Source organism: Paenibacillus catalpae (assembly GCF_900112695.1).
Lineage (GTDB): Bacteria > Bacillota > Bacilli > Paenibacillales > Paenibacillaceae > Pristimantibacillus > Pristimantibacillus catalpae.
Genome location: NZ_FOMT01000003.1, coordinates 13,775 through 36,492 on the forward strand (window position 1 = coordinate 13,775; position 22,718 = coordinate 36,492).

The 22,718-nt window shown below is 49.9% G+C and carries 22 protein-coding genes; 18 read left to right on the top strand and 4 right to left on the bottom strand.

Features of this window, described 5'->3' with window-relative positions; translation table 11 throughout:
- Window positions 1–26: 26 nt before the first annotated feature.
- The 3 genes from BM200_RS13810 to BM200_RS13820 all read left to right on the top strand — a co-directional run bounded on the left by BM200_RS13810 (window position 27) and on the right by BM200_RS13820 (window position 3,142).
- Window positions 27–722 (top strand): ThuA domain-containing protein, encoded by a 696-nt coding sequence (locus tag BM200_RS13810; protein ID WP_091186395.1) that lies wholly within the window; start codon window positions 27–29, stop codon window positions 720–722.
- Window positions 715–1,815, top strand: a complete 1,101-nt coding sequence (locus BM200_RS13815; RefSeq protein WP_091186397.1) for a Gfo/Idh/MocA family protein — start codon at window positions 715–717, stop codon at window positions 1,813–1,815. Before BM200_RS13810 ends, BM200_RS13815 begins: the two co-directional genes overlap by 8 nt.
- A gap of 124 nt (window positions 1,816–1,939) precedes the next feature.
- On the top strand, window positions 1,940–3,142 hold the full coding sequence (locus BM200_RS13820) for an alpha-D-ribose 1-methylphosphonate 5-triphosphate diphosphatase (RefSeq protein ID WP_091186398.1): 1,203 nt from the start codon (window positions 1,940–1,942) through the stop codon (window positions 3,140–3,142).
- A 1-nt stretch (window position 3,143) separates the two neighbouring features.
- On the opposite strand, the gene sspI is transcribed toward BM200_RS13820, so the two are convergent.
- On the bottom strand, window positions 3,144–3,371 hold the full coding sequence (gene sspI, locus BM200_RS13825) for a small acid-soluble spore protein SspI (RefSeq protein ID WP_175532869.1): 228 nt from the start codon (window positions 3,369–3,371) through the stop codon (window positions 3,144–3,146).
- A 165-nt stretch (window positions 3,372–3,536) separates the two neighbouring features.
- Here sspI and BM200_RS13830 point away from each other — a divergent pair, with 165 nt between their 5' ends.
- The 5 genes from BM200_RS13830 (at window position 3,537) to BM200_RS13850 (ending at window position 9,522) form a co-directional block, all read left to right on the top strand.
- Window positions 3,537–4,202, top strand: coding sequence for a potassium channel family protein (locus tag BM200_RS13830; RefSeq protein ID WP_091186401.1), 666 nt, complete (start codon window positions 3,537–3,539; stop codon window positions 4,200–4,202).
- A gap of 8 nt (window positions 4,203–4,210) precedes the next feature.
- Complete coding sequence (locus BM200_RS13835; protein WP_091186402.1) at window positions 4,211–5,008, top strand: TrmH family RNA methyltransferase; 798 nt, start codon at window positions 4,211–4,213, stop codon at window positions 5,006–5,008.
- A 112-nt stretch (window positions 5,009–5,120) separates the two neighbouring features.
- Window positions 5,121–6,089, top strand: coding sequence for an aldo/keto reductase (locus BM200_RS13840; RefSeq protein ID WP_091186405.1), 969 nt, complete (start codon window positions 5,121–5,123; stop codon window positions 6,087–6,089).
- A gap of 193 nt (window positions 6,090–6,282) precedes the next feature.
- Entirely contained in the window at window positions 6,283–8,451 is a 2,169-nt protein-coding gene (glgP, locus tag BM200_RS13845) for an alpha-glucan family phosphorylase (protein WP_091186407.1), read from the top strand.
- A gap of 144 nt (window positions 8,452–8,595) precedes the next feature.
- Complete coding sequence (locus BM200_RS13850) at window positions 8,596–9,522, top strand: glycoside hydrolase family 43 protein (RefSeq protein WP_091186409.1); 927 nt, start codon at window positions 8,596–8,598, stop codon at window positions 9,520–9,522.
- 98 nt (window positions 9,523–9,620) lie between these two features.
- Here the strand turns inward: BM200_RS13850 and BM200_RS13855 are convergent, their stop codons facing one another.
- Window positions 9,621–10,055, bottom strand: a complete 435-nt coding sequence (locus BM200_RS13855; RefSeq protein ID WP_091186411.1) for a DUF2663 family protein — start codon at window positions 10,053–10,055, stop codon at window positions 9,621–9,623.
- 125 nt (window positions 10,056–10,180) lie between these two features.
- Between BM200_RS13855 and BM200_RS13860 the strand changes: the two genes are divergently transcribed.
- Both BM200_RS13860 and BM200_RS13865 read left to right on the top strand, forming a co-directional pair.
- Window positions 10,181–10,414: an HPr family phosphocarrier protein gene (locus BM200_RS13860; RefSeq protein ID WP_091186414.1), complete on the top strand. Its 234-nt coding sequence runs from the start codon at window positions 10,181–10,183 to the stop codon at window positions 10,412–10,414.
- 163 nt (window positions 10,415–10,577) lie between these two features.
- Entirely contained in the window at window positions 10,578–12,209 is a 1,632-nt protein-coding gene (locus tag BM200_RS13865) for a response regulator transcription factor (RefSeq protein ID WP_091186416.1), read from the top strand.
- A gap of 72 nt (window positions 12,210–12,281) precedes the next feature.
- Here the strand turns inward: BM200_RS13865 and BM200_RS13870 are convergent, their stop codons facing one another.
- Window positions 12,282–15,011 (bottom strand): alpha-mannosidase, encoded by a 2,730-nt coding sequence (locus BM200_RS13870; RefSeq protein ID WP_091186419.1) that lies wholly within the window; start codon window positions 15,009–15,011, stop codon window positions 12,282–12,284.
- 139 nt (window positions 15,012–15,150) lie between these two features.
- On the opposite strand from BM200_RS13870, the gene BM200_RS13875 reads away from it, so the two are divergent.
- The 3 genes from BM200_RS13875 to BM200_RS13885 all read left to right on the top strand — a co-directional run bounded on the left by BM200_RS13875 (window position 15,151) and on the right by BM200_RS13885 (window position 18,877).
- Window positions 15,151–16,959 carry a cache domain-containing sensor histidine kinase gene (locus BM200_RS13875; protein ID WP_091187859.1) on the top strand — a complete coding sequence of 603 codons (1,809 nt, stop codon included), beginning with the start codon at window positions 15,151–15,153 and terminating at the stop codon, window positions 16,957–16,959.
- 161 nt (window positions 16,960–17,120) lie between these two features.
- Window positions 17,121–18,446: an ABC transporter substrate-binding protein gene (locus BM200_RS13880; RefSeq protein ID WP_091186421.1), complete on the top strand. Its 1,326-nt coding sequence runs from the start codon at window positions 17,121–17,123 to the stop codon at window positions 18,444–18,446.
- Window positions 18,447–18,574: 128 nt separating this feature from the next.
- On the top strand, window positions 18,575–18,877 hold the full coding sequence (locus BM200_RS13885; RefSeq protein WP_091186423.1) for a hypothetical protein: 303 nt from the start codon (window positions 18,575–18,577) through the stop codon (window positions 18,875–18,877).
- A gap of 146 nt (window positions 18,878–19,023) precedes the next feature.
- Here BM200_RS13885 and BM200_RS13890 read toward each other — a convergent pair whose 3' ends face one another.
- The gene (locus BM200_RS13890; RefSeq protein ID WP_091186425.1) at window positions 19,024–19,233 is read right to left on the bottom strand and encodes an H-type small acid-soluble spore protein; all 210 of its coding nucleotides are present in this window, start codon (window positions 19,231–19,233) and stop codon (window positions 19,024–19,026) included.
- 117 nt (window positions 19,234–19,350) lie between these two features.
- On the opposite strand from BM200_RS13890, the gene BM200_RS30820 reads away from it, so the two are divergent.
- The 5 genes from BM200_RS30820 (at window position 19,351) to BM200_RS13915 (ending at window position 22,681) form a co-directional block, all read left to right on the top strand.
- Complete coding sequence (locus BM200_RS30820; protein ID WP_091186427.1) at window positions 19,351–19,794, top strand: CBO0543 family protein; 444 nt, start codon at window positions 19,351–19,353, stop codon at window positions 19,792–19,794.
- A gap of 132 nt (window positions 19,795–19,926) precedes the next feature.
- A complete protein-coding gene (locus BM200_RS13900; protein WP_091186430.1) occupies window positions 19,927–20,256 on the top strand; it encodes a PadR family transcriptional regulator in 330 nt (109 codons plus the stop codon).
- A 15-nt stretch (window positions 20,257–20,271) separates the two neighbouring features.
- On the top strand, window positions 20,272–21,138 hold the full coding sequence (locus BM200_RS13905; protein WP_091186432.1) for a pentapeptide repeat-containing protein: 867 nt from the start codon (window positions 20,272–20,274) through the stop codon (window positions 21,136–21,138).
- 13 nt (window positions 21,139–21,151) lie between these two features.
- Window positions 21,152–21,913, top strand: coding sequence for an ABC transporter ATP-binding protein (locus BM200_RS13910; protein ID WP_091186434.1), 762 nt, complete (start codon window positions 21,152–21,154; stop codon window positions 21,911–21,913).
- Window positions 21,914–22,681 (top strand): ABC transporter permease, encoded by a 768-nt coding sequence (locus tag BM200_RS13915; RefSeq protein WP_091186436.1) that lies wholly within the window; start codon window positions 21,914–21,916, stop codon window positions 22,679–22,681.
- Window positions 22,682–22,718: the final 37 nt, after the last annotated feature.

Below are 22,718 nucleotides of genomic sequence, written 5' to 3' on the forward strand. Positions count from 1 at the left end.
GCTAGCAGAGGAGATTAACGAAGACGATGAGAAAAGCGCTAATCGTATGGGGCGGCTGGGACGGACATCAGCCGAAGGAAGTTGCGGGGATTTTTCAAGAGGTGCTGGTGAAGGAAGGCTTCGAAGTTGAAGTATCGGATACGCTGGATGCATTTGCGGACGGGGAGAAGCTGAAGGGCCTTGATCTGATCGTGCCGATCTGGACGATGGATAAGATCAAACCGGAATATGTGCAGAATGTATCAGAGGCCGTTCAAAGCGGCGTTGGACTTGCAGGCTGCCATGGCGGCATGTGTGATGCTTTCCGGGAAAACGTAGACTGGCAGTTCATGACCGGCGGCCAATGGGTGGCGCATCCGGGTAATGACGGCACGAATTATGTCGTTAACATTAAGCATAGCTCCAGCCCGCTGACACAAGACATCGAAGATTTTGAAGTAAGCACCGAACAGTACTACTTGCATGTGGATCCTGCGGTTGAAGTGCTGGCAACAACCCGGTTCCCGGTTGTCACAGGCCCACATTCGCTGAATAAAGCGGTAGATATGCCGGTAGCCTGGACGAAGCGCTGGGGCGTAGGGCGCGTGTATTATAACTCGCTTGGCCATCAAGCCAACATTATCGATATCCCGGTTGTAAAAGAAATGATGCGCCGAGGCTTCGTCTGGTGCGCGGAAGGAAAAACAGCAGCGGTAAACGGAGGGACTCACGCTCATGCATAAGCTAAAGGTCGGCGTTATCGGAACAGGCAACATCAGCAGTGCGTATTTGAACAATGGTACGAAGTTTGACTCGATGGAAATTGTTGCTTGCGCGGATCTCGATGTTGATCGGGCTAAAGCAAAAGCAGAGGAATTTGGTATCCGTGGCTGCTCCGTAGAAGAACTGCTCGCTGATCCGGAGATCGGGATGGTCATTAACCTGACGATTCCGCAGGCCCACGCAGCCGTATGTCTGCAGGCGCTTGAAGCCGGCAAGCATGTCTATGTAGAGAAGCCATTTACGGTTACCCGTGAAGAAGCGCAGCAGGTGCTTGAGCTTGCGGCGCGCAAGGGACTGCTCGTCGGCAGTGCACCGGATACCTTCCTTGGAGGCGGAATTCAGACCAGCATTAAGCTGATCGAAGACGGCTGGATTGGTACTCCGATTGGAGCAACGGCATTTATGATGTCGGGCGGTCATGAAAGCTGGCACCCGGCACCGGAATTCTATTATCAGAAAGGCGGCGGCCCAATGTTTGATATGGGTCCGTACTATCTGACAGCGATGGTTGCCATGCTTGGACCAATCAGCCGCGTAACGGGTATGGCCCGCGCTTCGTTCCCTGAACGGACCATTACAAGCAAGCCGAAGTTCGGTCAAAAAATTCAGGTTGAGGTTCCGACTCATGTTGCAGGCATGATCGAGTTCGCAGCCGGTCCAATCGGCACCTTGCTCACAAGCTTTGATGTGAAAGGCGGTTCCACTTTGCCTCGTATCGAAGTATACGGCAGCGCCGGAACGTTGCTTGTTCCGGATCCGAATACATTCGGAGGCCCAATCCAGTTCAAACGTGCAGGTTCAAATGAGTGGTCGGACATTCCGCTTGTGTATCCGAATACGGACAACGTGCGTGGACTTGGTGCTGCTGATCTTGCTAAGGCGGCCCTCACCGGACGCAAAGCGCGACCTAGCGGCGAGCTTGCTTATCATGTGCTTGAAGCGATGCATGGCTTCTTCGATGCAGCGGAGCAAGGCGCGCATTATACGATGAAGAGCACCTGCGACAAGCCGGCTCCATTCACGCTTGGCCTTCATGCGCATAGCTTGGACTAATTTATTTATAAAAATCACACAGGCTGGCGGGTATCCGCCGGCTTGTTTTTTCTGTTCTAACCTCTTATGAATGGTGTTAAAATATGGTATCGTGTGGGAAGAAGCATGAAAGGGGAAATGCCTGATGACTGCCCGGACGCATAAGGGAAGGATGCTTATCCGTAATGGAATGGTGGTGCTGGAAGACCAGCTTGCTTCTGCAGCGATAGCCGTGAAGGACGGTATCATTGATGCGATACTGACAGACGAAGCCTCTATACACCAGTATGAGCAAAGCTGTGAAAACGATCGACTGATCAGCCTAAATGCAGCAGGGCGTTATATTCTCCCCGGACTCATTGATATCCATAACGATGCTATTGAGAAGGAAGTGCAGCCTAGGCCGGGTACATTATTTCCGCTCACGATGTCACTTCTGGAATTCGAACGCAAAATGCCGATTCATGGCATTACAACGATGTATCATTCCCTATCGCTTGGCGTGGGACTTAGCTTGCGCGGCGACCATCTTCTGACGGGAATGGTTGACTTTATTCATCAATATCGTCAAACCCGTTCGGTTATCCGCAACAGAATTCATCTGCGTTATGAAGTTTCTTATTTAGCCGGCTATGCCATCGTGGAACGATATATTAAAGAGCGCATGATTGATTATTTATCCTTTATGGATCATTCTCCTGGGCAAGGACAATACCGGGCACCAGGTTCTTTTGAACGATATGTCATGAAAAATCAAGGCGTTGGCGTAGAGGAAGTACAGGTGATTGTTGAAGAGCTGCTGACGCGGAGGAGCCAGATCGATTGGGAAAATCTACGTGAGCTTGGACGTTTAGCCGGGCGGCAGGGCATCAGACTCGCCTCCCATGATGACGATTCCATTGAGCAAGTGGAGCGGTCCAAAGGCTTTGGTATTTCGGTAACGGAATTCCCGATTAATATGGAAACAGCCAGGCATGCCGCAAAGTCAGGCTTATTCGTGTGCGTTGGGGCACCTAATCTCGTCAGAGGAGGATCTCATGATCATAATTTGCGGGCATTGGATGTTATTATGGAAGGGGCAGCATCTGTCATTTGCTCGGATTATCATCCGTCCTCGATGCTGACTGCCATCTTTATGCTTGTGGAACAAGGGATTATGGATTTGCCTGGAGCGGTTCGTTTGGGTACTCTTTACCCGGCGCAAGCGCTTGGAATTGAAGATCTATACGGAGCGATTGCGCCCGGTAAAGCAGCTGATTTAATTCTTGTGGATCAGTATCAGGGTCATCCTTGGGTTACGCATACAATCGTTGGCGGAAAAACCATCTATACAGCGGATGTACATTAAGTTAAGTCGCTGCCGATTTGGTTTGCTGGAGTTTGGCATGCAGAACGTCAACGAGCCTTGACTGCTCCTCCGCGGTGATCTCTTTCCAGATCATCTCGAATAATACACCAAGTCCGGGAAGCGTTTTTTCATCATTGCCGACGGAGTCCTCAATGACGTCTTTCATTTCTTCCTTCGTGTTGTTTCGGACATTGTTAATAATGGCTTGACGTAAATCCAGATTGATCAATCGGATTCCCTCCAAGTCTTCATGAAATTGTGCCTTAATTACTGTTTCCGATTTAGGCGATTTTCATCCGAGTGTGGTGGATATGCTATAATAATCAAGGATTAGGCAATATCGTATACGCATCTTGCAGGCTTGCAGGCATGAAGGGAGTAGGATGAAACGAAAATGGCCAAGAAACAATTTGCAGTGATTGGAATGGGGCGGTTTGGCTCCAGTATCGCCACTTCGCTGACGAACATGGGATACGAAGTGCTGGCGATTGATTCGAGCGAGCAGCGCATCCAGGAAGCGATTAATACAGTAACTCATGCCGTATCGGCTGATTCGACGGACGAAGATGCTTTGCGTTCGCTTGGTGTGCGCAACTTTGATGTTGTCGTTGTAGCCATCGGTCAAGATATCCAGGCGAGTATTCTGACTACGCTTATCCTGAAGGATCTTGGTGTAAAGATGATTGTTGTGAAAGCGCAAAACGAGTTGCATGGCAAAGTGCTGACGAAGATTGGCGCAGATAAGGTTGTTTACCCGGAGCGGGATATGGGACTTCGCGTAGCGCATCATTTAATTTCTCCTAATATTTTGGATTATATCGAGATCTCTGAGGATCACAGTATTATTGAAATCAAGGCGCCGGAAGCGATGATCGGGAAAAGCCTCAAGCAGCTCGATATCCGGGCGAAATTCAAATGCAACGTGATGGCAATCAAGACTAATGGTGTAATGAACATCGCTCCTTATGCGGAGGATCTTATTCGTCCGGAGGACATTCTTGTTATTGTCGGGAAAAACTCGGATTTATCCAATTTGGAAATAGCTTATTCGGAAGGCTGATCGGATTTATGAATCATTTATGGTTAACCTCTATTCAGAACGAACGTGTGAAGCAGTGGGCTTCCTTGCTGGATAAAAAATACCGGGACCGGACCGGCCAATTCATTATTGAAGGCGTTCATCTTGTACAGGAAGCGTTCCGGGCTTCCGCTGCTGTAAAATGCGTTGTCTATAACGGAGAGCGCGGTATTCCGCAGGAGCTCGAGCAGCTTGCCTGGGAAGGCGGCACGGAATGGGTGCAGGCGACAACGCAGGTGATGGCCAAATGTACGGGGACGGATACGCCGCCGCCGGTCTTTGCTGTACTGGAGAAGCTGAAGAGGGATGATACGGCTTTGTTCCGGGAGAACAGTCTTGTTGTTGTTCTTGACGGTGTTCGAGATCCCGGCAATGTCGGTACGATTATCCGCAGCGCGGATGCGGTGGGTGCGGATGCCGTCGTGCTTGGTAAGGGCAGTGTAGATTTGTACAATCCCAAGACAGTACGCTCGACAATGGGATCTCTGTTCCATCTGTCGATTATGGAGGCTGATCTGGCGGAGCTGCTGCATGAAGCCAAGAAGCAGGGAATCCGGCTGGTAGGGACAAGCCTGCAGGCAACCCATACTTGTTATTCGTATGATTGGACGCCTGGAACATGGCTGTTAATGGGCAATGAATCGGAAGGACTGTCCGAATCCGTTCGGCAGACGGTGGATGAATCGGTTATTATTCCAATGCAGGGCGAAGCGGAATCGCTTAATGTTGCAATGGCCGCTACCGTGCTGTTGTATGAGGCTTTGAGGCAAAGGAAGTTTAATGAATAAACCATATAAAAAGACTGGAGCCTGGATGACGATTTCTTCAACCATTTCTCCAGTCTTTTTCTGCGTTTAGGATTGTGAGCATGCCTATCATGTAGGTAAACAAGGAGGAGCCATGGAAAAGGTTAAGATTTCAGGTACTGATTTGACGAGTTCGTCGCTTGCGCTTGGCGGTGTGCCGTTCGGAAGCTCACTTGATGAGAAGATGTCCTTTGAGCTTATGGACGCGTATGCGGCCAACGGTGGCAATATGATTGATACGGCTGAGGTGTATGCGAATTGGCTGCCCGGTGAGAGAAGCATCAGCGAATCCATCATTGGAAAATGGATGAAGTCCAGAGGCAACCGCAATAGCTTGATTGTAACGACCAAGGGAGCGCACCCTCGATTGACGTCGATGCAGGTCTCTCGTTTATCGCGCGAGGATATCTTAGAAGATGTGAATGGAAGCCTGGGAAGGCTGCAGGTGGACGCCATCGATTTGTACTGGCTCCACCGTGACGATGCAAATCGCGATGCTGGTGAGATTATCGAGACGCTGAATGACGTTGTTAAAGAGGGTAAGATTCGATATTTTGGCTGTTCCAATTGGACAAAGGAAAGGATTGAGGAGGCACAGCTTTATGCCGCATCTCATGGGCTACAAGCTTTCTGTGCGAACCAGCCGATGTGGAGTCTGGCTTCAATCGATTCCTCTAAATTGGAGGATCCTACATTGGTAATCATGGATGAAGAAATGTTTAGACTGCATACCGAAACGGGCATGACTGCCATTCCATATTCATCGCAAGCGCAAGGGTTGTTCACCAAGCTCCATGAAGGCCGATTCTCTTTCAGCAATGATAGTGTCGCACCCATGTACCGAATGGAAGCTAACCGGGAAAAATTCGAGCGGATTCGAATGCTTGCAGCGGAAAAGGGAGTTCCAGTTAGTCAAGTTGTGCTAGGTTACATGCAGTCCCAACCTTTCCCGACTATTCCGATCATCGGATGTCATTCCCTTGTTCAGCTTGAAGATTGCATGAAGGCTGACAAGGTCCGCTTAACCGATGCCGATATAGTCTACCTGTCCTTACGGGACTAAGGCAGCCATTGATCATTAGGACGCATTCGCGTCCTTTTTTATTGATTACTCACGTGGGTGCCATGCCGATTGTTGACTTCAAGGCGCGCTTGCACGTAGGCACGGGTACCAGCAACCGGCATATAGTAGTAAAGCATCAAGTTATTTAGCGCTTTCACAGCGAAGCGCAATCCGGCGAAAATGAGGTGGGATAATGCAAAACAGCGGTATAGTGTATTTTTCGGCAGAGTTCGGACTTGATGAATCCTTGCCAATTTACTCGGGTGGCCTTGGCATTTTGGCTGGCGACCATGTCAAGGCTGCGGCAGACTTGAAAATTCCGCTTACGGGCGTCGGTATATTTTACGGTAAAGGTTATTTCCAGCAACGTATTGACGAAGGCGGTTCGCAGCAGCACTTGTATCCCGAAATCGACCTAGAAGAGAGCGTCTACCCGGTTCGGCTCGTGCGGGATGACAATGGCCGGCCTCTCATCATCGAGGTTCCGTTGAATGGCAGGCAGGTATATGCGAAAACGTGGTCCGTGCAGGTGGGCTCGGTTACACTGTACCTGCTCAATACCGACGTTGAAACCAACAGCGAGGCGGACCGCCGCTTGACTGACACGCTATATCCCGGCAATCAGGACGTCCGGATAAGTCAGGAGATACTCCTCGGTATCGGTGGTACGAGGCTGCTTGCGGCGCTTGGCATCCATCCCGAGGTTTGGCACATGAACGAAGGGCACTGCGCATTCCTATCGCTCGAGCGAATTCGCATGCTGTCCGCCGAAGGCGTGCCTTTCGAGACGGCACTTGAAGTCGTCAAGGCAAGTACCGTCTTCACGACGCATACACCGGTTCCGGCCGGGCACGACGTCTTCTCTATCGACATGATGGACCGTTACTTCGGCGATTATTACTGGCAGCTCGGCGCTGACAGGGAGCGGGTATTGTCGCTCGGCCGCATGGACGGCGCGTTCAACATGACGCGTCTTGCCGTCAGCACGTCTTCCAAAGTAAACGGGGTGAGCAAGCTGCACGGCGAGGTCACCCGGGAACTGTTCCACCGGTGGATGCCGCATATTCCGGTACGGGATATTCCCGTCGATTCGGTCACAAACGGCATCCATACCGGGACATGGCTGGCCGCCGGCATGAAGGAGCTGTTCGACCGGCATCTACCTTCCGACTGGGCTTTACGAGCAGCGGAACCGGAAGTATGGGCTGCCGTTCGGGATATTCCGGACATCGAACTATGGGAGGAGCACCAGCGGGCGAAATCCAAGATGCTACAGGCATTTGGGCTGCCGCTCTCCTCGGAGGGCGGAGGACCGCTAATCATCGGTTTTGCCAGACGATTTGCAACGTATAAGCGGGCGCTGCTTATCTTTAGCGACTCGGAGCGGCTTGCGCGCATCCTGGGCGATCCGAATCGCCCGGTAGTTCTCATTTTGGCCGGCAAGGCACATCCCTCGGACGGACCGGGACAGGAGCTGATCCGCAAAATTGTGGAGCTGTCTCGGGAAGAAAGGTTCAAGGACCGCGTTCATATCGTAGAGAACTACGCGATGGATAAGGCAAAGCTGCTCGTTCAAGGCGTTGATGTATGGCTTAACACGCCGCTCAAGCCGATGGAAGCAAGCGGCACAAGCGGGCAGAAGGCTGCCCTGAATGGCGTGCTTAACTGCAGCGTACTGGACGGCTGGTGGGAAGAGGGGTACAACGGGCGAAACGGCTGGGCCATCGAGAGCGCGATAGACGGCGATCCCGAGCTCCAGACGAAGCAGGATACAGAAGTGCTTTACCGGCTGCTCGAGGAAGAGATTATTCCGCTATTCTATAAGCGAGGGGATCGGATGATCCCAATGGAATGGGTCGATCGAATGAAGGAGTCGATCTGCTCCCTCGCCCCTGTCTATAACACCCACAGGATGGTGAATGATTACTGGCACAAGCTGTACGTTCCAACGAGCGCGAGAGGGAAGCGCTTCGCTGCGGATAACTTAGAAGTCGCTTCAAGGGTTGCAGCCTACAAGCAATTCATCCGCAATAGCTGGTCAGTCCAGGTCAGGAACGTGGATATTCATGAAAATAATAGCAGCGGGAACGGGATGACAAAATTCAGCGCCGAAATTCAACTAGGCGCCATATGGCACGGGGATGTCCGCGTGGAGGCGGTCGGCTCCGATGGCCACCGTGGGATCTGGAAGGTGATTCTGGAGCCGGTACAGCAGCAGGCTAAGGGATTATATGTGTACGAGGGTGCATCTCCAAACATCCCGATTAATAACATCTGGAAGGCTAACGCGAACGTGCGGGTCACACCAATCAGTCCTGATTTCGCTAACGATTTCGAGATGGAACTTTCCGCTTGGGGGTAATCAAGAAAGGGTACAGCAGCCCTAGCATTAGGGTGGCTGTACCTTTTTTTATGTATAACAAGGTTGCTAACAGATATCCATTTTATGTTACTCTACTAATAGATAATTGTGTTTCTATCAATCTTTACATAGGGGGATGTATTGATGGAGATTTATTCAAGTCCTTGGATTATAAACAGAGCAGATCCATATGTGCTTAAGCATACGGATGGGTGTTACTATTTTACAGCCTCTGTACCGGAGTATGACCGGCTTGTGTTACGCAAGGCAGCTACGCTTGAAGGGCTTGTTGATGCTGAAGAGACGGTGATCTGGCGCAAGCATGAAGTCGGAGAGATGGGCAACCATATCTGGGCGCCGGAGCTTCATTATATGGACGGCAAATGGTACATCTACTTTGCGGCGGGAACGGCCGAAGATCAGTGGGCTATACGTCCGTATGTGCTGGAGTGCGGCGATGAAGACCCGATAACAGGCCATTGGGTCGAAAAGGGGAAAATGGCTCTCGACTTCGAGAGCTTCTCACTCGATGCGACAACCTTCCGTCATCGCGGGAGTCAGTATCTGATCTGGGCGCAATATAAAGAATCGGACAGCAATCTATACATAGCCAAGCTGGTCAACCCATGGACAATTGAAGGTCCTCAGGTATTAATATCAACACCGGAGTATGATTGGGAGATTCAAGGTCATCGGGTAAATGAGGGGCCGGCCGTACTGGTGCGCAACGGGCGGATTTTTGTTGCTTACTCGGCAAGCGCTACGGATCACCGATATTGCATGGGACTGCTGGAAGCTTCTGAAGAAGCTGACTTGCTTGATTCGAACAGCTGGACCAAGCATCCTGAGCCTGTATTTGAGACCAATGAGGAAACCGCAAACTATGGACCGGGTCATAACAGTTTTACAGTGAGCAAGGATGGCTTGACCGACCTGATCGTCTATCATGCCCGCCCTTATAAGGAGCTTACAGGCAGCGCGCTTTCTGATCCGAACCGTCATGCCCGCGTGCAAGCCTTCACATGGAACGAAGATGGTACTCCTAACTTTGGGATACCGGGGAAATCATAACTTTAATAGTAGCAGCCTTCCGATCATCATTCGGTAATGAGGATGAATAAGATCACCCCATAAATCCCCCTACAGCCAGGCTGCAGGGGGATTTCATTTTACCCTTTATAATCGATGTTAATATCGTAAGAGTTCATCTCTTTCGAGATTTCGCTTCTTGTCTCGAAGCTGATGCTTTTCAGCCAGGTTGTATCAAAGCGGTCGATCGTTTCTTCTCTCAGCGTTTCATACTTTTTCTTCGCTTTATCGATTTCCTTGGCCAGCACATACAGGTAAACAAAGCTAACGATGAATACGGCTATCAGAAAGATAAGGAAGGAGCTATTCGTTATGCCTTCAAACAGGCTGACAAAGCTGCCATTAATGGTGCCGATATTTCTGTAGTACACAATGGCAAATAGTAAAAAACAAAATAAGCAAAGCAATGCACATGCAGCAGCTCTTGATTTGAAGATATCCAATTTTCTTTTGCGATCGATTAAAGTGTCGAATGTTTTCCTCGCATCGTTTGGTATGAGATCACGCCAAGCCATGTCAGCCCTCTCCCTTCACTTACCTGTCCAATACATGTTATGCCTGTACGTATAAAGCAATGTCTGTCAGCGCACAACTAATAAGAAAAAATTGGATGTACGCTGGAAGGAGCATAATAAACCCCATGATTGTGCCTATCAAAGTAAAAGATGTCAAAGACATCGAACAGATTAACCATATTGTATCCCGTTATGATTTCGACATCTGGATTCATGGAAAAAGCGGAATGGCCGATGCCAAATCGATTCTGGGCCTGTTTGTGCTAAAGCTGAATGAACCGCTGACGCTTGTCGTGCCGGATGATGTGAATGTCAAAAAGCTTTTCAAGGAATTGGAGCCGTTCCTCGTGATCGGTTAGTATGGAGAACGCGCAAGCATCCCTCACAACAATTTAATACAACCCCATAAAGTTTTGCTTTACCCCCGTGCAATCCAAAATAGAACCGTTTAGTATGGAGGTAGACCAAAGCAGCCAGACAGGTTACAAATCTCGCATCATGCATAATGGGGAAGGTGAATGGATGCTGCGTACTTTAATCGTAGATGATGAATTCGAGATTCGCGAAGGTTTACGTAACCGCTTTCCTTGGGAAACGTTTGGCATTGGGGAGGTACTGGTTGCCGATGACGGGGATACAGCGCTAATGCTGGCGCAGGATGTGCGACCGGATCTGATTGTAACGGATATTAAGATGAACCGGATGTCCGGGCTGGAATTTCTGAATGCCTTGCAGCCGATCAAGGATTATCATCCGGAAGCGGTTGTGGTAAGCGGTTATGATGATTTCGATCTCGTAAAGCAGGCAATGAAGACCGGAGCCCTCGATTATATTCTTAAACCAATTAACATCAATGAACTGGAGCAGATCGTCCGTAAAGCAGTTGAAAATATTCAGCGGAAACGTCTGGAGCAGCATAATGAGCAGCAGTTGATCAATCAGGTGAAATTCGCCATTCCGAAAATGCGCGAAGAGCTCCTGCGCGAAATGGTTGAGCAGGAGCATGATCCCTATAAAGAGACAAGACGGCGCCATCGGCTTACGACTTTAAATATGGAATGGATAACAACCGATTATATGACGGTGATGGTCATCGAAGCGGATGATCTGAAAGCGATCGAGAACCGCCGTGCGCAGGAAAAGGACCTGATCTTGTTCGGGATTGGCAATGTTGTCAATCAGACGCTGGAGGAGGATTATCCTTATCCGTATGCGATTTGCACGGACAGCTCCGGCAGATGGGTGGTGCTGCTTAGCTGCATGAGATCGGAACAATCCGAGCTGACGAGCGGGATAGCGCATCTGTGTATTAAGCGGATTAATGATTTTGTGAAAGTGAAGGCCAGTGTCGGGCTGCGGACGAACCCTTGTACCTTCGAGCACTTGCACGAAATGTATGCGGAAGCCGTTAGCGTTCTTGAGCAAAAGGCCGTGTACGGCGGCAACCGGGTATTTACGCTGCAGGGCAGTTATGAAGAGGGCGAGCATGCCGATCTGAAGCTGGCCGTGCCCGAAGAGGTGTTGGATCTGGTCAAATTCGGATCGGATGTGGATATTTCGGCTGCGATGGACCGGTTTGAACGAATGGTTCAAGCTTGGCAGCTTACCCAGCTGCGGGATATTCAGCAAAACATCTTCGAGTGGCTGTTTGAGATCTTTAAGAAAGCAGCGGCAGCCGGCATTCCCAATAAAAAATGGGGGAGCAACCCGATTGCGCTTTGGGAGCAGCTGGAGCAATATGATACGCTGCAATCGCTTAGGGAGCAGGCGGAAAGATGCCTGAAGGAAATGGCAGCCGATTTCCGCCGTCTCACCGCACCCCCAAGCCAGATCATCTGCGAAGCGGAGAAAATTCTGCAGCGGGACTATGCGGACAGCTTAACGCTGCAAAGCGTGGCAAGCGCCGTTCATGTTACGCCTGTTTGGCTCAGCAAGCTGTTCAAGAAAGAGAAACGGCAGACGTTTCTTGAATATTTGACCGATATTCGGATCGAGAAAGCGAAGGAGATGCTTGGCGATATCCAGTACAAGGTGTACCAGATCTCCTATCAGGTCGGTTACAAAGACCCTGTCCATTTCTCAAAGCTGTTCAAGAAGCAGGTCGGCTGCACGCCAAAAGAATACCGCAGACAGCGGGGCATTATAGACGAGTAAAGCATAAAGGCAGTATCCAAGGTGAATAACGCTTTCCCTTTGGAACTGCCTTTTGCCGTATCTATATAAGGATTAAGATGTAATGCCGACTGTTATGATTTTGTAGCCTTCCACTGGAATGCGGCTGTCTGCAGCCTCGCTGTTGACATCCTCCATTATGTTGCTGATGTAGGATCCGGAAGGCGCCGGTTTCGCCTGAACGATAAGGCTTGTTGGTTCACTCGACAGATTGTACCAGCGGGCCATCAGGTCACCGCGGTCCTCGTTGATCTTCAGACTGGAGAAGGCAAGGCCGTCCCCGTTCCAGGCGAGGAATTTTTCCGTCAGCGGAAGCTCTCCTTGCTGCAAACGGACGCCAGCTGCGGTAAGCGGAACCGGGAACCGGTAAGCTTCACGGTAAGCGTCAAACCGCTCGCTCTCTCCGCCGTAAGGGATGACCATCCACTCCGCGACATTGGCGCCGAGGCACTGCGCATCCGGAGTATGGAAAACTCCCCAGTCACCAAGCTCGCCAACGGAACGGAGCAGCGTCAAGGCGATTGTATTGCGCCCGTCTTGCAAGACTTCGTATTCGTTAAGACCTTTGCCGGCAGCAGTCAAACCTCTCTCGCGATCATGAACGTCGATGAAGGTCTGCAAATGCTGACAGTTGCTTGGGTTCTCCCACACTGCAGACGGTACAGTCCGGCGCTCGGCAACCTCGAAGATCGAATCGGCAAAATGAGTGGACCCTTCCGCATCGGAAGGCAGCAATACCCGTACCCGGTGATCCTTGGATTGATTGTCGATCTTTGCATGGACACGCACGCCTTTACCGTCTCGCTCCAGGCTCAGCCTTGTGATGATAACAAGCGGAGCAAGCTCGCTAGAGCGTCCAGCCTTCCGGCTGCGGAATTCAACCATGGTGTCAACCTCTTCGGCTAACCGTTCGTCGGCACTCGCCGGAATGGCGAAGGAATGGGTGATCTCGATTGCCGCTTTGTACGGCGTGTCTTCAACGACACGAATGGCGGCTTTCAGGCCTTTGGTAGTAATGGCTTTATCGCCAACGGGCTGTTTGAAAATATATTCATTGCCGATATCGCCTGCATCTTCATAGATGCCAAGCCCGCTGAAGGTTTGACCGCTAGCTTTATGATAGACGGAATAACTTCCGTCATCCTCTACCGTCAGCTTCAGATGGAGGTTCTCGATTGTACGGCCTCCGCTCAGAAGAGACTTCTCTTCTCCTGCACCAAGCCCTTCAGCGTCGCCAAGGCTTGGAATCCAGGCGAAGGTCTGATAGCCAATTTGAGGCAGGTTAGCTGCCTCAAAGGTTAACCGCAATGCACGTGCCATATAAGGCTGGCGGAATTTATCGTTAGGCAGCTCGTAACCGAAACGTACGCCCAAATCTTCTACGGTATGCGGAATGGCTTTGCCCTTAGCATGAATGAGGTAGCCTTCTGCATGGGTACGTGCCTTAACGTCGGCAGCTATGGCAACCGGATCCTCGCTTTGGTCGAAGAAGCGGTGGGAGAATTCAAGCTCAACGGTCACAACAGACGAGCCTTCGTAGCCGCTTGTATTAAAGACAACAAGCGGAACAGCCTCATCACTGTACGCAGCGAAGGAGGAAGTATTGATTTTGGAACTGATAAAATTGACGCTGTCTTCGGTCAGACGTTTGCCAACCTCCATACTTTTGGCGAAACGCGTCTTCATCTCGTCGTAAACTTCATCCACGCTGCAGCCGCAAATGCTGTCATGCGGGTGATTCTGCATCAGCGTCTTCCAGGCGTATTGCATCAGTCCATGCGGATAAGGCTTGCCGAGGCTATGCGCAGCAGCGGCAAGCGGTTCCGCTACCTTTTCCAGCAGCGTCTGATTCTGCTGATTCAGCTGTTTAATATAGACGCGGGCCGAAGCGGTGTTGACGAGAGAATACCAGCCGTCGGTCTGCTGGCCGCGCAGCTCGCCGCGAGTAACGCTCAGGCTTTCCGGCCGCTCGGCCTCGACAGCCTTTACATAATCATCGAAGTTCGAATGAACAAACTCATAATCCGGGAACAGCCTTCTTGCCACTTGCAGCGCTTCGGACAGGTTTGTCTGCACCGGCTGGTGGTCGCAGCCGTTCATAAGAAGCAGATGCCGGGTGGAAGCGAATTGCTCGGCTCGAGCCAGGCGATGCTCCCAGTAAGGCTTCGCTTTTACCGGATCAACCGGAATTTCCATCCCGTTGTTGTACCAGTTGGCAAACAGGATGCCAAGCACGCTGGAGCCGTCCGGGGATTGCCAGATAAGCTCGGAGAACGGGGATTCCAGTCCCGAATCATCCACCCGGTTATTGAAGCCGGTTGCCTTGACCCCTCGTCCGAAGACGGCCGTATCAATGCCGGCCTGCTTCAGAAGCTGCGCGGCCTGTCCCATATTGCCGAAGGAGTCGGGGAAATAGCCAAGCTTCGAGATTGGACCAAACTTCGCCGCATCGCGGTGGCCGATCTGCAGGTTGCGGACATTGGCCTCACTGCTTGTCAGAAATTCATCCTGCAGAATATACCAAGGACCAAGAGAGAGCTTGCCTTCATCGCATAGCTTCTGGATCTGCTCTCTTTTCTCCGGATATACCTGCAAATAATCTTCAAGGACAATGGTTTGCCCATCGAGGTAAAAGCTGCGGAATTCCGGGTCGGCTTCAAACGTCCGAAGCAGCGTATCCATCGTTTCGACGAGCTTTACGTGATGGGCTTCATATGGCATATACCATTCCCGGTCCCAGTGAGTATGAGAGATAACATGTACGAAACGCTTGGAAGATGCCATGGTGGTTCCTCATTTCAATAGTAGGTTTGTCATTACGCAACTAGTGTAAAGAATAGGGCATTCCTTTACAATGAGGCATAAGCAAACTTTAATGTTCATTTTTAACGCTTTTTCTTTGCATGAAAGGCAGGTTAACCGAGTGAGAAAAATTTCGTTCCGGCTCGCATCATCCTTCCGCAATCGTATGATTTTTATCTTCTTGCTGACGATTATCGTCCCATTCCTGCTGTTCGCTTACTATTCTCATATCAAATCGATTGAAGGGATATCCGAGACGAATACAAAGATGACAATGAGTTATCTTCAGCAGGCCAAAAAGAACTTCGAAATCTATTTAAATAATTTGAATGAACAGGTGAATGAGGTTATCGGCAATAAAAGCGTCCAGGAGCTGCTGTATAAGGAACCGATAGACGAGCAGGACGAGGAATCGTTTGCGGTTAATATGCTGACGGCTCTCTATCATGCGACGCCTGTGATAGACGCGTTCCGGGTGAAGGTGTATCCGATTAATCCTACGAAGTACCCTTCGTATATGAGATCCATAGATGAATCGGTGCGGATTGGCGATCAATATTGGTTCCAGCGGTCGAAGGCAACGGTTGAGCCGACCTGGTACTTAACGATGCCGAAGCAGGGGAAATATGCCAAGCCGCTTCTTACTTATGTGAAGAGGTTCTCCGGAATGTATGATTCCAAGCAGCGGGGACTAATCGTCACGGATCTGTCCGATGATTTCCTGGAGCGCTACTTCTCCCCGTCCGATCAGCTGAAGGATCAGAAGCTTCTGCTTGTCAACGATAAAGGGATCGTTCATTATGATTCGGCGGTGAATGAATGGACCGGGCAGCCGTTCCCTTCGGAATCTTTTGTCGGCTATATGAAAAAAAGCGACGCCGGCTCGAAGTCGATAACAATCGGCGGACACACCTACCTGGCGACATACGTGACGATGGCTAACCATCCGTGGACGATCATCAGTTTGACCCCGCTCAAAGAGCTGACCGGTGCGATGGATGAAATTAACCGGGTACTGATTATTTTTCTGGTCGTCTATTTGCTGTGCTGCATCAGCGTGGTTATCTATTTGACGGTTACGTACACGCAGCCGATTGCCCATCTCGTTCGTCTGATGCGCAAGCTGGAATCGGATAATCTCCATTTTTTATCGCCATGGTCATCCCGTAAGGATGAGGTCGGCTGGCTGTACCGGAGTGTCGGCAGCATGGTTCACCGCATTGACGGATTAATTAAAGAGGCTTCGCGTTCGGAGCGTAATAAGAAGGCACTGGAATTCCAGGTGCTGAGCCACCAGATTAATCCGCATTTTCTATATAACACGCTGGAGTCGATCCGGTGGAAGGCGGAAAATCACGGCAGAAGCGATATAAGCGAGATGGTCTCCGCGCTTGGCAATCTGCTCCGTTTAAGTCTCAATCAAGGGAAAGAGATTACGACATTGAAGCGGGAATTCGATCAAGTGAAAGCTTATGTGGCTATTGAGCAGGCTAGGATGGGCAAGACGGTAAGGATTCTGTACTCGGGGGATGAGGAGACACTTGATCTGCCGTTCCTGCGTCTCTTGCTGCAGCCGCTGGTAGAGAATGCGATCCAGCACAGCGTAAGGGATAACTTTGATAGAGGAAAAATTATGATTGCCGCAAGGCAAGAAGAGGATGATATTGTCATTGATATCGCCGATAACGGGAAGGGCATTCCGCAGCATGTACTCGACCAGCTCGAACAGGCGGAGGAGCCGGCAGGCAGCAAGTTCTCGCCATCGCGCAGAGGAGTAGGGCTGCGAAATGTGAATGAACGGCTGAAGCTGTATTTTGGCGAGGCGTATAAGCTGAAGATTGTAACAGGACCGGATACCGGAACGAAAATCACGTTAAGGCATCCGGTGTTAAAGGAAGGCCAGGAGCTGGATTCAACCTTGAATGAGTGAGGATGCTTTCGAAGTAAGAATTGCGTCGCAATTCTAAGCCTATGCTTTCGAAGTAAGAATTGCTTCGCAATTCTATGCGTATTCTTACGAAGTAAGAATTGCAACATCATGGCCCATACAGGCCATAAAAAAGTAGCAATTCTTTTTAGGAGGAGTATCAATTGAAAAACAAACATTATGTTGTTGGAAGTTTACTCCTGACGATTATACTGGTTCTTGCCGCATGTTCCGGTTATATCCCTGCAACGTCCGGTAAGTCACCGGAGCCGGCCCCTGTTACGTTAAGGCTGCTGACTTGGGCGGACGACCGTTATCAGCAGCTGTACGACATGTTTAACGAGAAGTATCCCTGGATTACAATTGAACCGGTCAAGGTGCAGGCGAACGATAAAGATATTATGGCGAAAATCAAAGAGCTGGAGAAGGCCGGTACTCCTGCGGATCTGACGTGGATCGACGGGGATCTGCTGGCGTATGAGCAGCAAGGGCTTCTTGCCAATTTGAAGCCTTATATGGAGAAGGACGAGTCCTTTCAGGATAAAGTACTTCCGGATGGCTATTTCGATACGATGAATTTTCGGGGGCGGAGATTGGCTGTTCCGTTCGTGGACGTACCGATGTGGATTGTCGTGAATAAAGATCTGCTGGCGAGGCATGGGGTTAAGATGCCGCCGAATACGTGGACCTTTGATGATTTCCGGACTATCGCGAAGCGGGTCACGGATCCGAAAGAAGGCGATTACGGCCTTACGACCAGTAATGAATTTGTCATGCGCCTGCTGCCGCTCAAAGCAGCTGCTGACGGACATGCGCAGAATCTGGCTTATTTGAATGAAAACATGACCCAGAGCCTGCTCGGAACGCCTGCTGTTCTGGACGATGTAGAGTGGCTGACCGAATTTGTGACGGAGGATGGCTCCATGCTCTCGTGGTCCAAGGCCAAGGAGCAGCATGATGTCGCTCGCAATTTCCTGAACGGCAAGACGGCCTTCGAGGTCGGAGGAGACTGGCTGCTGCCCCGGCTGAACCGGGAGGCGATGTTCAACTGGGATATCCTTCCTTTCCCTCGAGGGAAGCAGAACCAGTACTCCTTGCATATTTACGGACCGCTCGCTCTGCTCAGCGGCTCGCAGCATAAGGAAGAAGCGTACAAATGGATCAGCTTTCAATTTGAGCTGGAGGCGCAGAAGTGGAAGATCGACGAAGGTGCCAACGCATCCGTAATTGATCCGGAGCTGACCGATTATATCGATAAAACGCCGATCTGGCAGGGCCGTAACATCGAAGCGGTCAAAATGACCAAAGACAACGGCCTCGTCCTTCCTGGCGCGACGATCCCGGGCTTCTCCGAGTACAACTGGGTGAATATGATCAACGAGATCGTGTTCAACGGCTACGAAGCAAAGCACCTGATTCCGGAGACCAAAGCGTGGAACAAGAAGACGCTCCAGCTTCGCGAGCAGTGGAAGCAGCAAACCCTCAAATAACAAATAAAGCCGTCCATTTTGGACGGCTTTTTCTTTGTTAATCGCGGAATTGGGATCGAAGCATAACTAACCGGCATCTGGAAAAGATAAGCAATGGAAAACACGTTCCGGAATAAGGAGGGGATGGTATGCGCATCTTTCGCCAATTCAAAAAACACGATAAACAATTGAAAGCAAGACGAAATGAAAAGGTGTTTGTACCGTTAGAAAATGATGCAGCTGCTCTGAACTCATCGCTGTCCAATACGCTTTCCATCCTTCGTTCAAGAATAGGCTTCAGCTCTGATTTCATCATTCGGGAGTTGGGAGACAAGATAGCGATAAGCTATATCGAAGGATTGGTTGACCAGAAGCAACTAAGTGAATTGATGGAAGCGCTCATTACCGGAAATAATCAATTTTCCTCTTTTACACATAATCCTGCTTTTTGAGCGAATGGACGTATAAATGGCTGCTTTTTTTGTCGGCGCAGTGACTGGCTTGCAAAGAGTAACGGGTATCGGATTAAAAAAAGTGGGTTAACAATAGTGAAGAACAACAAAACGGCAGCTGATCAGCTGCCGTTTTGAAAGACGATTCACATAAACGGTGTATCAAACTCGTCGTTGAATTCTTCCGCCAGCACGTCGACGGGTACCGTCTGCTCCTCGTCCGGCCTGTCCAGTGGATGAATTCTTGCCGTACCGGCTCCCAAATTGACATGTTCGATAAACACAGGAACGCCAAAGTACGAGACGATTATCATATCCGGAGAGTCGGCGATCTCCTTCGCTCTGTACGCTTCCACGATGTCATCACCTCTTGTAAAGTATTCACGGAGACCTTGTTGTTTATCCGCGTGCGCGGATGAGTGGGGATAACTTTAGAGAATACTATTTGTAAAATGAGCAGGTAAGGTGTAATTATGATTTTTAATGTTAGCATTGGGTTTATCATTCCTTGGTTATGCTTTTTGATTGCACCACTCCCAAATAAAATAAAGTTAGTTCTTCGTGTTTTTCCTATTAGCGGGCTTATGGCATTTGTTCTCAATGACTTTTTTGTAAAACATGGCTTTTGGATTGTTAAGCCGATTGTAGATGAGAATGAATCTTATTCGGCAATACCCTATAATCTAGGTTTGTATCCGGTGTGGGCAATATTCCTCATCTACTTTATTGAGAGGCGTTCTTGGTCGCCCGCTATATTAATTGGTATTTGGAGTATTGGGATTACATTTGCGGAGTACGTCCTTGTAGAGATAGGAAGGGTTCTCTATGATAATGGCTGGCATGTCCTTTGGACTTTCATTTCATATGTGGTGGCATTCACAATCGTAGTCCTGTACAGCAAATCAAATAGGAATTGAATCAGAAACCGCACGGAGCGCGGTTTTTTTGTTATGTCTGCTCAAATTATTTGAGGCAGAGTATTTTATTTATAAAAGTACCTTGACAGTCAAGGTACTATGCTTTATTATGCAGTTATGGAGGTGATTTGCATGAGCGAAAACAAGATCACATCCGACCTGCTTCGCGGACATACGGATACGATGATATTACGGCTCTTGTCTGAATCAGATCGCTATGGGTATGAAATTGTCAAATTGATTGCGGAGCGTTCAGGCGGTGAATATGAACTAAAGGAAGCAACGATGTATTCCAGCGTTAGGCGACTAGAGGCGGACGGTGATATCGAATGGTATTGGGGAGACGAATCACAAGGCGGCCGCCGCAAATACTTTAGAATTACCGAGAAGGGCAGAGAGATTTACGCCCGCAACAAAAGCAACTGGGAATACGCAAAGCAAGTTCTTGAACACTTATTATAAGGAGAGTGGATGTTAATGAACGAGAAATTGACGAACTATCTGAACGGTGTTTTCGCAGCCTACGATGGGGTAAAAAGCGTACAGGAATTAAAGGCGGATCTGCAGAGCGATCTGCAGGAACGGTTCCGTGAACTCAAAAAAGAGGGCAAGGACGATGAAACGGCATTTCAGCTCACCATCGATAGCATCGGCGACATTGAGCAAACGGTACTAGAGGTTGCGAACCTCTCCCGCTCGCTGGAACGGCAGGTGGTTACAAATTTTAGCGCAAGCAACCTGGTGAAAAGCGATTTTGCAGGCGTTAAAGCCCATAAAGGACAGTTTAATGGCAGCGCGCTGCACGGTTCCGACTTTTCGGGCGCAGATTTGACCGGCAGTACGTTTAAGAGCAGCGACGTACGCGAAGCCAATTTCGACGGCGCGAATCTAACAGATTGCAGCCTTTCCACGCTTGACCTGGCAAATGCGAGCTTCAATAAATCGATCCTCGTGCGAACCAATTTCAGCAAGTCGGGGCTTGACGGGGCCAAATTTACAGGAGTTAGACTTACTGACGTGTCGTTAACGATGACCGATCTTAGAAAAACGATTTTTGAAGGTTGTTTATTTGATGGGGTTGACTTCAAGCTCTCCGATCTGAGCGGGCAGCGTTTTGACGGACAGACGTTTATCGGCGTTATGTTCGACAAAGCGGCCTTAACCGAAGCTTCGTTCAAGGGCGCTACCTTAAAAAATGTTTCCTTCCAGCCGGGGTTTACGTTGACTAAGAAGTACTATCGCATGCTCAAAACGATCTGCTTTGACGGAGCGATGATGGATAAATTGACCTTTGCGCAGCTCAAAGGCATGGATGTAGATCTTTCAAAAGTTACCGTCATTTAAGGGGGGAAACCAAATGAAAAACACTGCCATTAAAGTGAAGGGGCTGCAGAAGTCTTACAAAGATCTTCAAGTCCTGAAGGGCGTAGATTTCGAGGTGGAGAAGGGCAGTATCTTTGCACTGCTCGGCTCCAACGGGGCAGGAAAGACAACGGTTGTCAAAATTCTCACCACGCTGCTCAAACCGGATGGCGGAACCGCTGCCGTGAGCGGATTTGATGCAGCATCACAACCGGATCAAGTTCGTCAGACGATCAGTCTGACCGGGCAGTTTGCCGCCGTGGATGAAATTTTGACGGCCAGAGAAAATCTGGTCATGATCGCCAAGCTGAGATACCTCAAAAACCCGCGCCAGGTTGCGGATGACCTGTTGCAGCGCTTCGGCTTAACAGATGCTGCGGACCGCAGAGTGTCTACTTATTCCGGGGGCATGCGACGCAGGCTCGACATCGCTTTGAGCATGGTTGGAAAACCGCAGATTATTTTTCTCGATGAGCCGACCACCGGGCTTGACCCAGAGGCTCGGATCGAGGTGTGGAAGATAGTCAAAGAACTGGCGGCCGGCGGGACGACCGTACTTCTTACCACGCAGTATTTGGAGGAGGCGGAGCAGCTTGCCGACAAGATTGCCATTTTGCACGAAGGCAGAATTATCGCGAGCGGTACGTTACAGGAGCTAAAGAAGATGTTCCCGACCACAAAGGTGGAGTATGTCGAGAAGCAACCGTCGTTAGAGGAGATTTTTCTCGCAATCATCGGTAAAAGGGAGGCTGTTTAAATGGAAACGGCAAAGAAGCATTTCTTCATCGATATTAGCGTTATGCTTGGACGCTCCATGCGTCACATTTTCCGCAGCATGGACACCATCATTACGGTTACCGTCACGCCGATCGCGATGATGCTGCTGTTCGTCTACGTATTAGGCGGTGCCATCGAGACCGGTACGGATAATTATGTGAATTACTTGTTGCCCGGAATCCTTCTTATGGCGATTGCCAGCGGAATATCCTACACGGCTTTCCGTTTGTTTACGGATGTACAGCGGGGCATATTCGAACGATTTCAAACGATGCCGATCTCACGTTCCGCCTTGCTTTGGGGTCATGTACTGACTTCGCTTGCATCCAACGCCATATCGGTGGTCGTCATCATTCTCGTAGCGTTAATCATGGGTTTTCGTTCGTCCGCGGGAGTGCTGCCATGGCTTGCCGTAGCGGGGATCCTCGCTCTGTTCACGCTGGCGTTAACATGGGTCGCAGCCATAGCCGGACTGTCCGCAAAAACGGTCGATGGCGCGAGCGCCTTTTCCTACCCCCTAATCTTCCTTCCCTTTATCAGCTCCGCCTTTGTGCCAACCGATTCAATGCCAACTGTTGTTCGCGTCTTTGCCGAAAACCAGCCGGTGACCTCTATCGTAGAATCCATCCGCGCCTTGCTGTCGGATCAGCCGGTGGGCAACGACATCTGGATTGCGCTTGCGTGGTGCGTCGGAATTATGCTCGTAGCTTATATTTTTGCAATGAGGGTTTATAAAAAGAGAGTGTAAAACCGTCGACAGGCAGTTAACGGTGTTGGGACACGAT

Excerpts from the sequence above, each read along its gene's own strand:
- BM200_RS13850 (WP_091186409.1), top strand. The coding sequence starts at position 8,596 with ATGGAGATTTATTCAAGTCCTTGGATTATAAACAGAGCAGATCCATAT.
- BM200_RS13870 (WP_091186419.1), bottom strand. The coding sequence starts at position 15,011 with ATGGCATCTTCCAAGCGTTTCGTACATGTTATCTCTCATACTCACTGG.
- BM200_RS13810 (WP_091186395.1), top strand. The coding sequence starts at position 27 with ATGAGAAAAGCGCTAATCGTATGGGGCGGCTGGGACGGACATCAGCCG.
- BM200_RS13910 (WP_091186434.1), top strand. The coding sequence starts at position 21,152 with ATGAAAAACACTGCCATTAAAGTGAAGGGGCTGCAGAAGTCTTACAAA.
- BM200_RS13905 (WP_091186432.1), top strand. The coding sequence starts at position 20,272 with ATGAACGAGAAATTGACGAACTATCTGAACGGTGTTTTCGCAGCCTAC.
- BM200_RS13900 (WP_091186430.1), top strand. The coding sequence starts at position 19,927 with ATGAGCGAAAACAAGATCACATCCGACCTGCTTCGCGGACATACGGAT.
- BM200_RS13860 (WP_091186414.1), top strand. The coding sequence starts at position 10,181 with ATGATTGTGCCTATCAAAGTAAAAGATGTCAAAGACATCGAACAGATT.
- BM200_RS13835 (WP_091186402.1), top strand. The coding sequence starts at position 4,211 with ATGAATCATTTATGGTTAACCTCTATTCAGAACGAACGTGTGAAGCAG.
- BM200_RS30820 (WP_091186427.1), top strand. The coding sequence starts at position 19,351 with ATGATTTTTAATGTTAGCATTGGGTTTATCATTCCTTGGTTATGCTTT.
- BM200_RS13885 (WP_091186423.1), top strand. The coding sequence starts at position 18,575 with ATGCGCATCTTTCGCCAATTCAAAAAACACGATAAACAATTGAAAGCA.
- BM200_RS13915 (WP_091186436.1), top strand. The coding sequence starts at position 21,914 with ATGGAAACGGCAAAGAAGCATTTCTTCATCGATATTAGCGTTATGCTT.
- BM200_RS13815 (WP_091186397.1), top strand. The coding sequence starts at position 715 with ATGCATAAGCTAAAGGTCGGCGTTATCGGAACAGGCAACATCAGCAGT.
- glgP (WP_091186407.1), top strand. The coding sequence starts at position 6,283 with ATGCAAAACAGCGGTATAGTGTATTTTTCGGCAGAGTTCGGACTTGAT.
- BM200_RS13865 (WP_091186416.1), top strand. The coding sequence starts at position 10,578 with ATGCTGCGTACTTTAATCGTAGATGATGAATTCGAGATTCGCGAAGGT.
- BM200_RS13820 (WP_091186398.1), top strand. The coding sequence starts at position 1,940 with ATGACTGCCCGGACGCATAAGGGAAGGATGCTTATCCGTAATGGAATG.
- BM200_RS13855 (WP_091186411.1), bottom strand. The coding sequence starts at position 10,055 with ATGGCTTGGCGTGATCTCATACCAAACGATGCGAGGAAAACATTCGAC.
- BM200_RS13840 (WP_091186405.1), top strand. The coding sequence starts at position 5,121 with ATGGAAAAGGTTAAGATTTCAGGTACTGATTTGACGAGTTCGTCGCTT.
- BM200_RS13830 (WP_091186401.1), top strand. The coding sequence starts at position 3,537 with ATGGCCAAGAAACAATTTGCAGTGATTGGAATGGGGCGGTTTGGCTCC.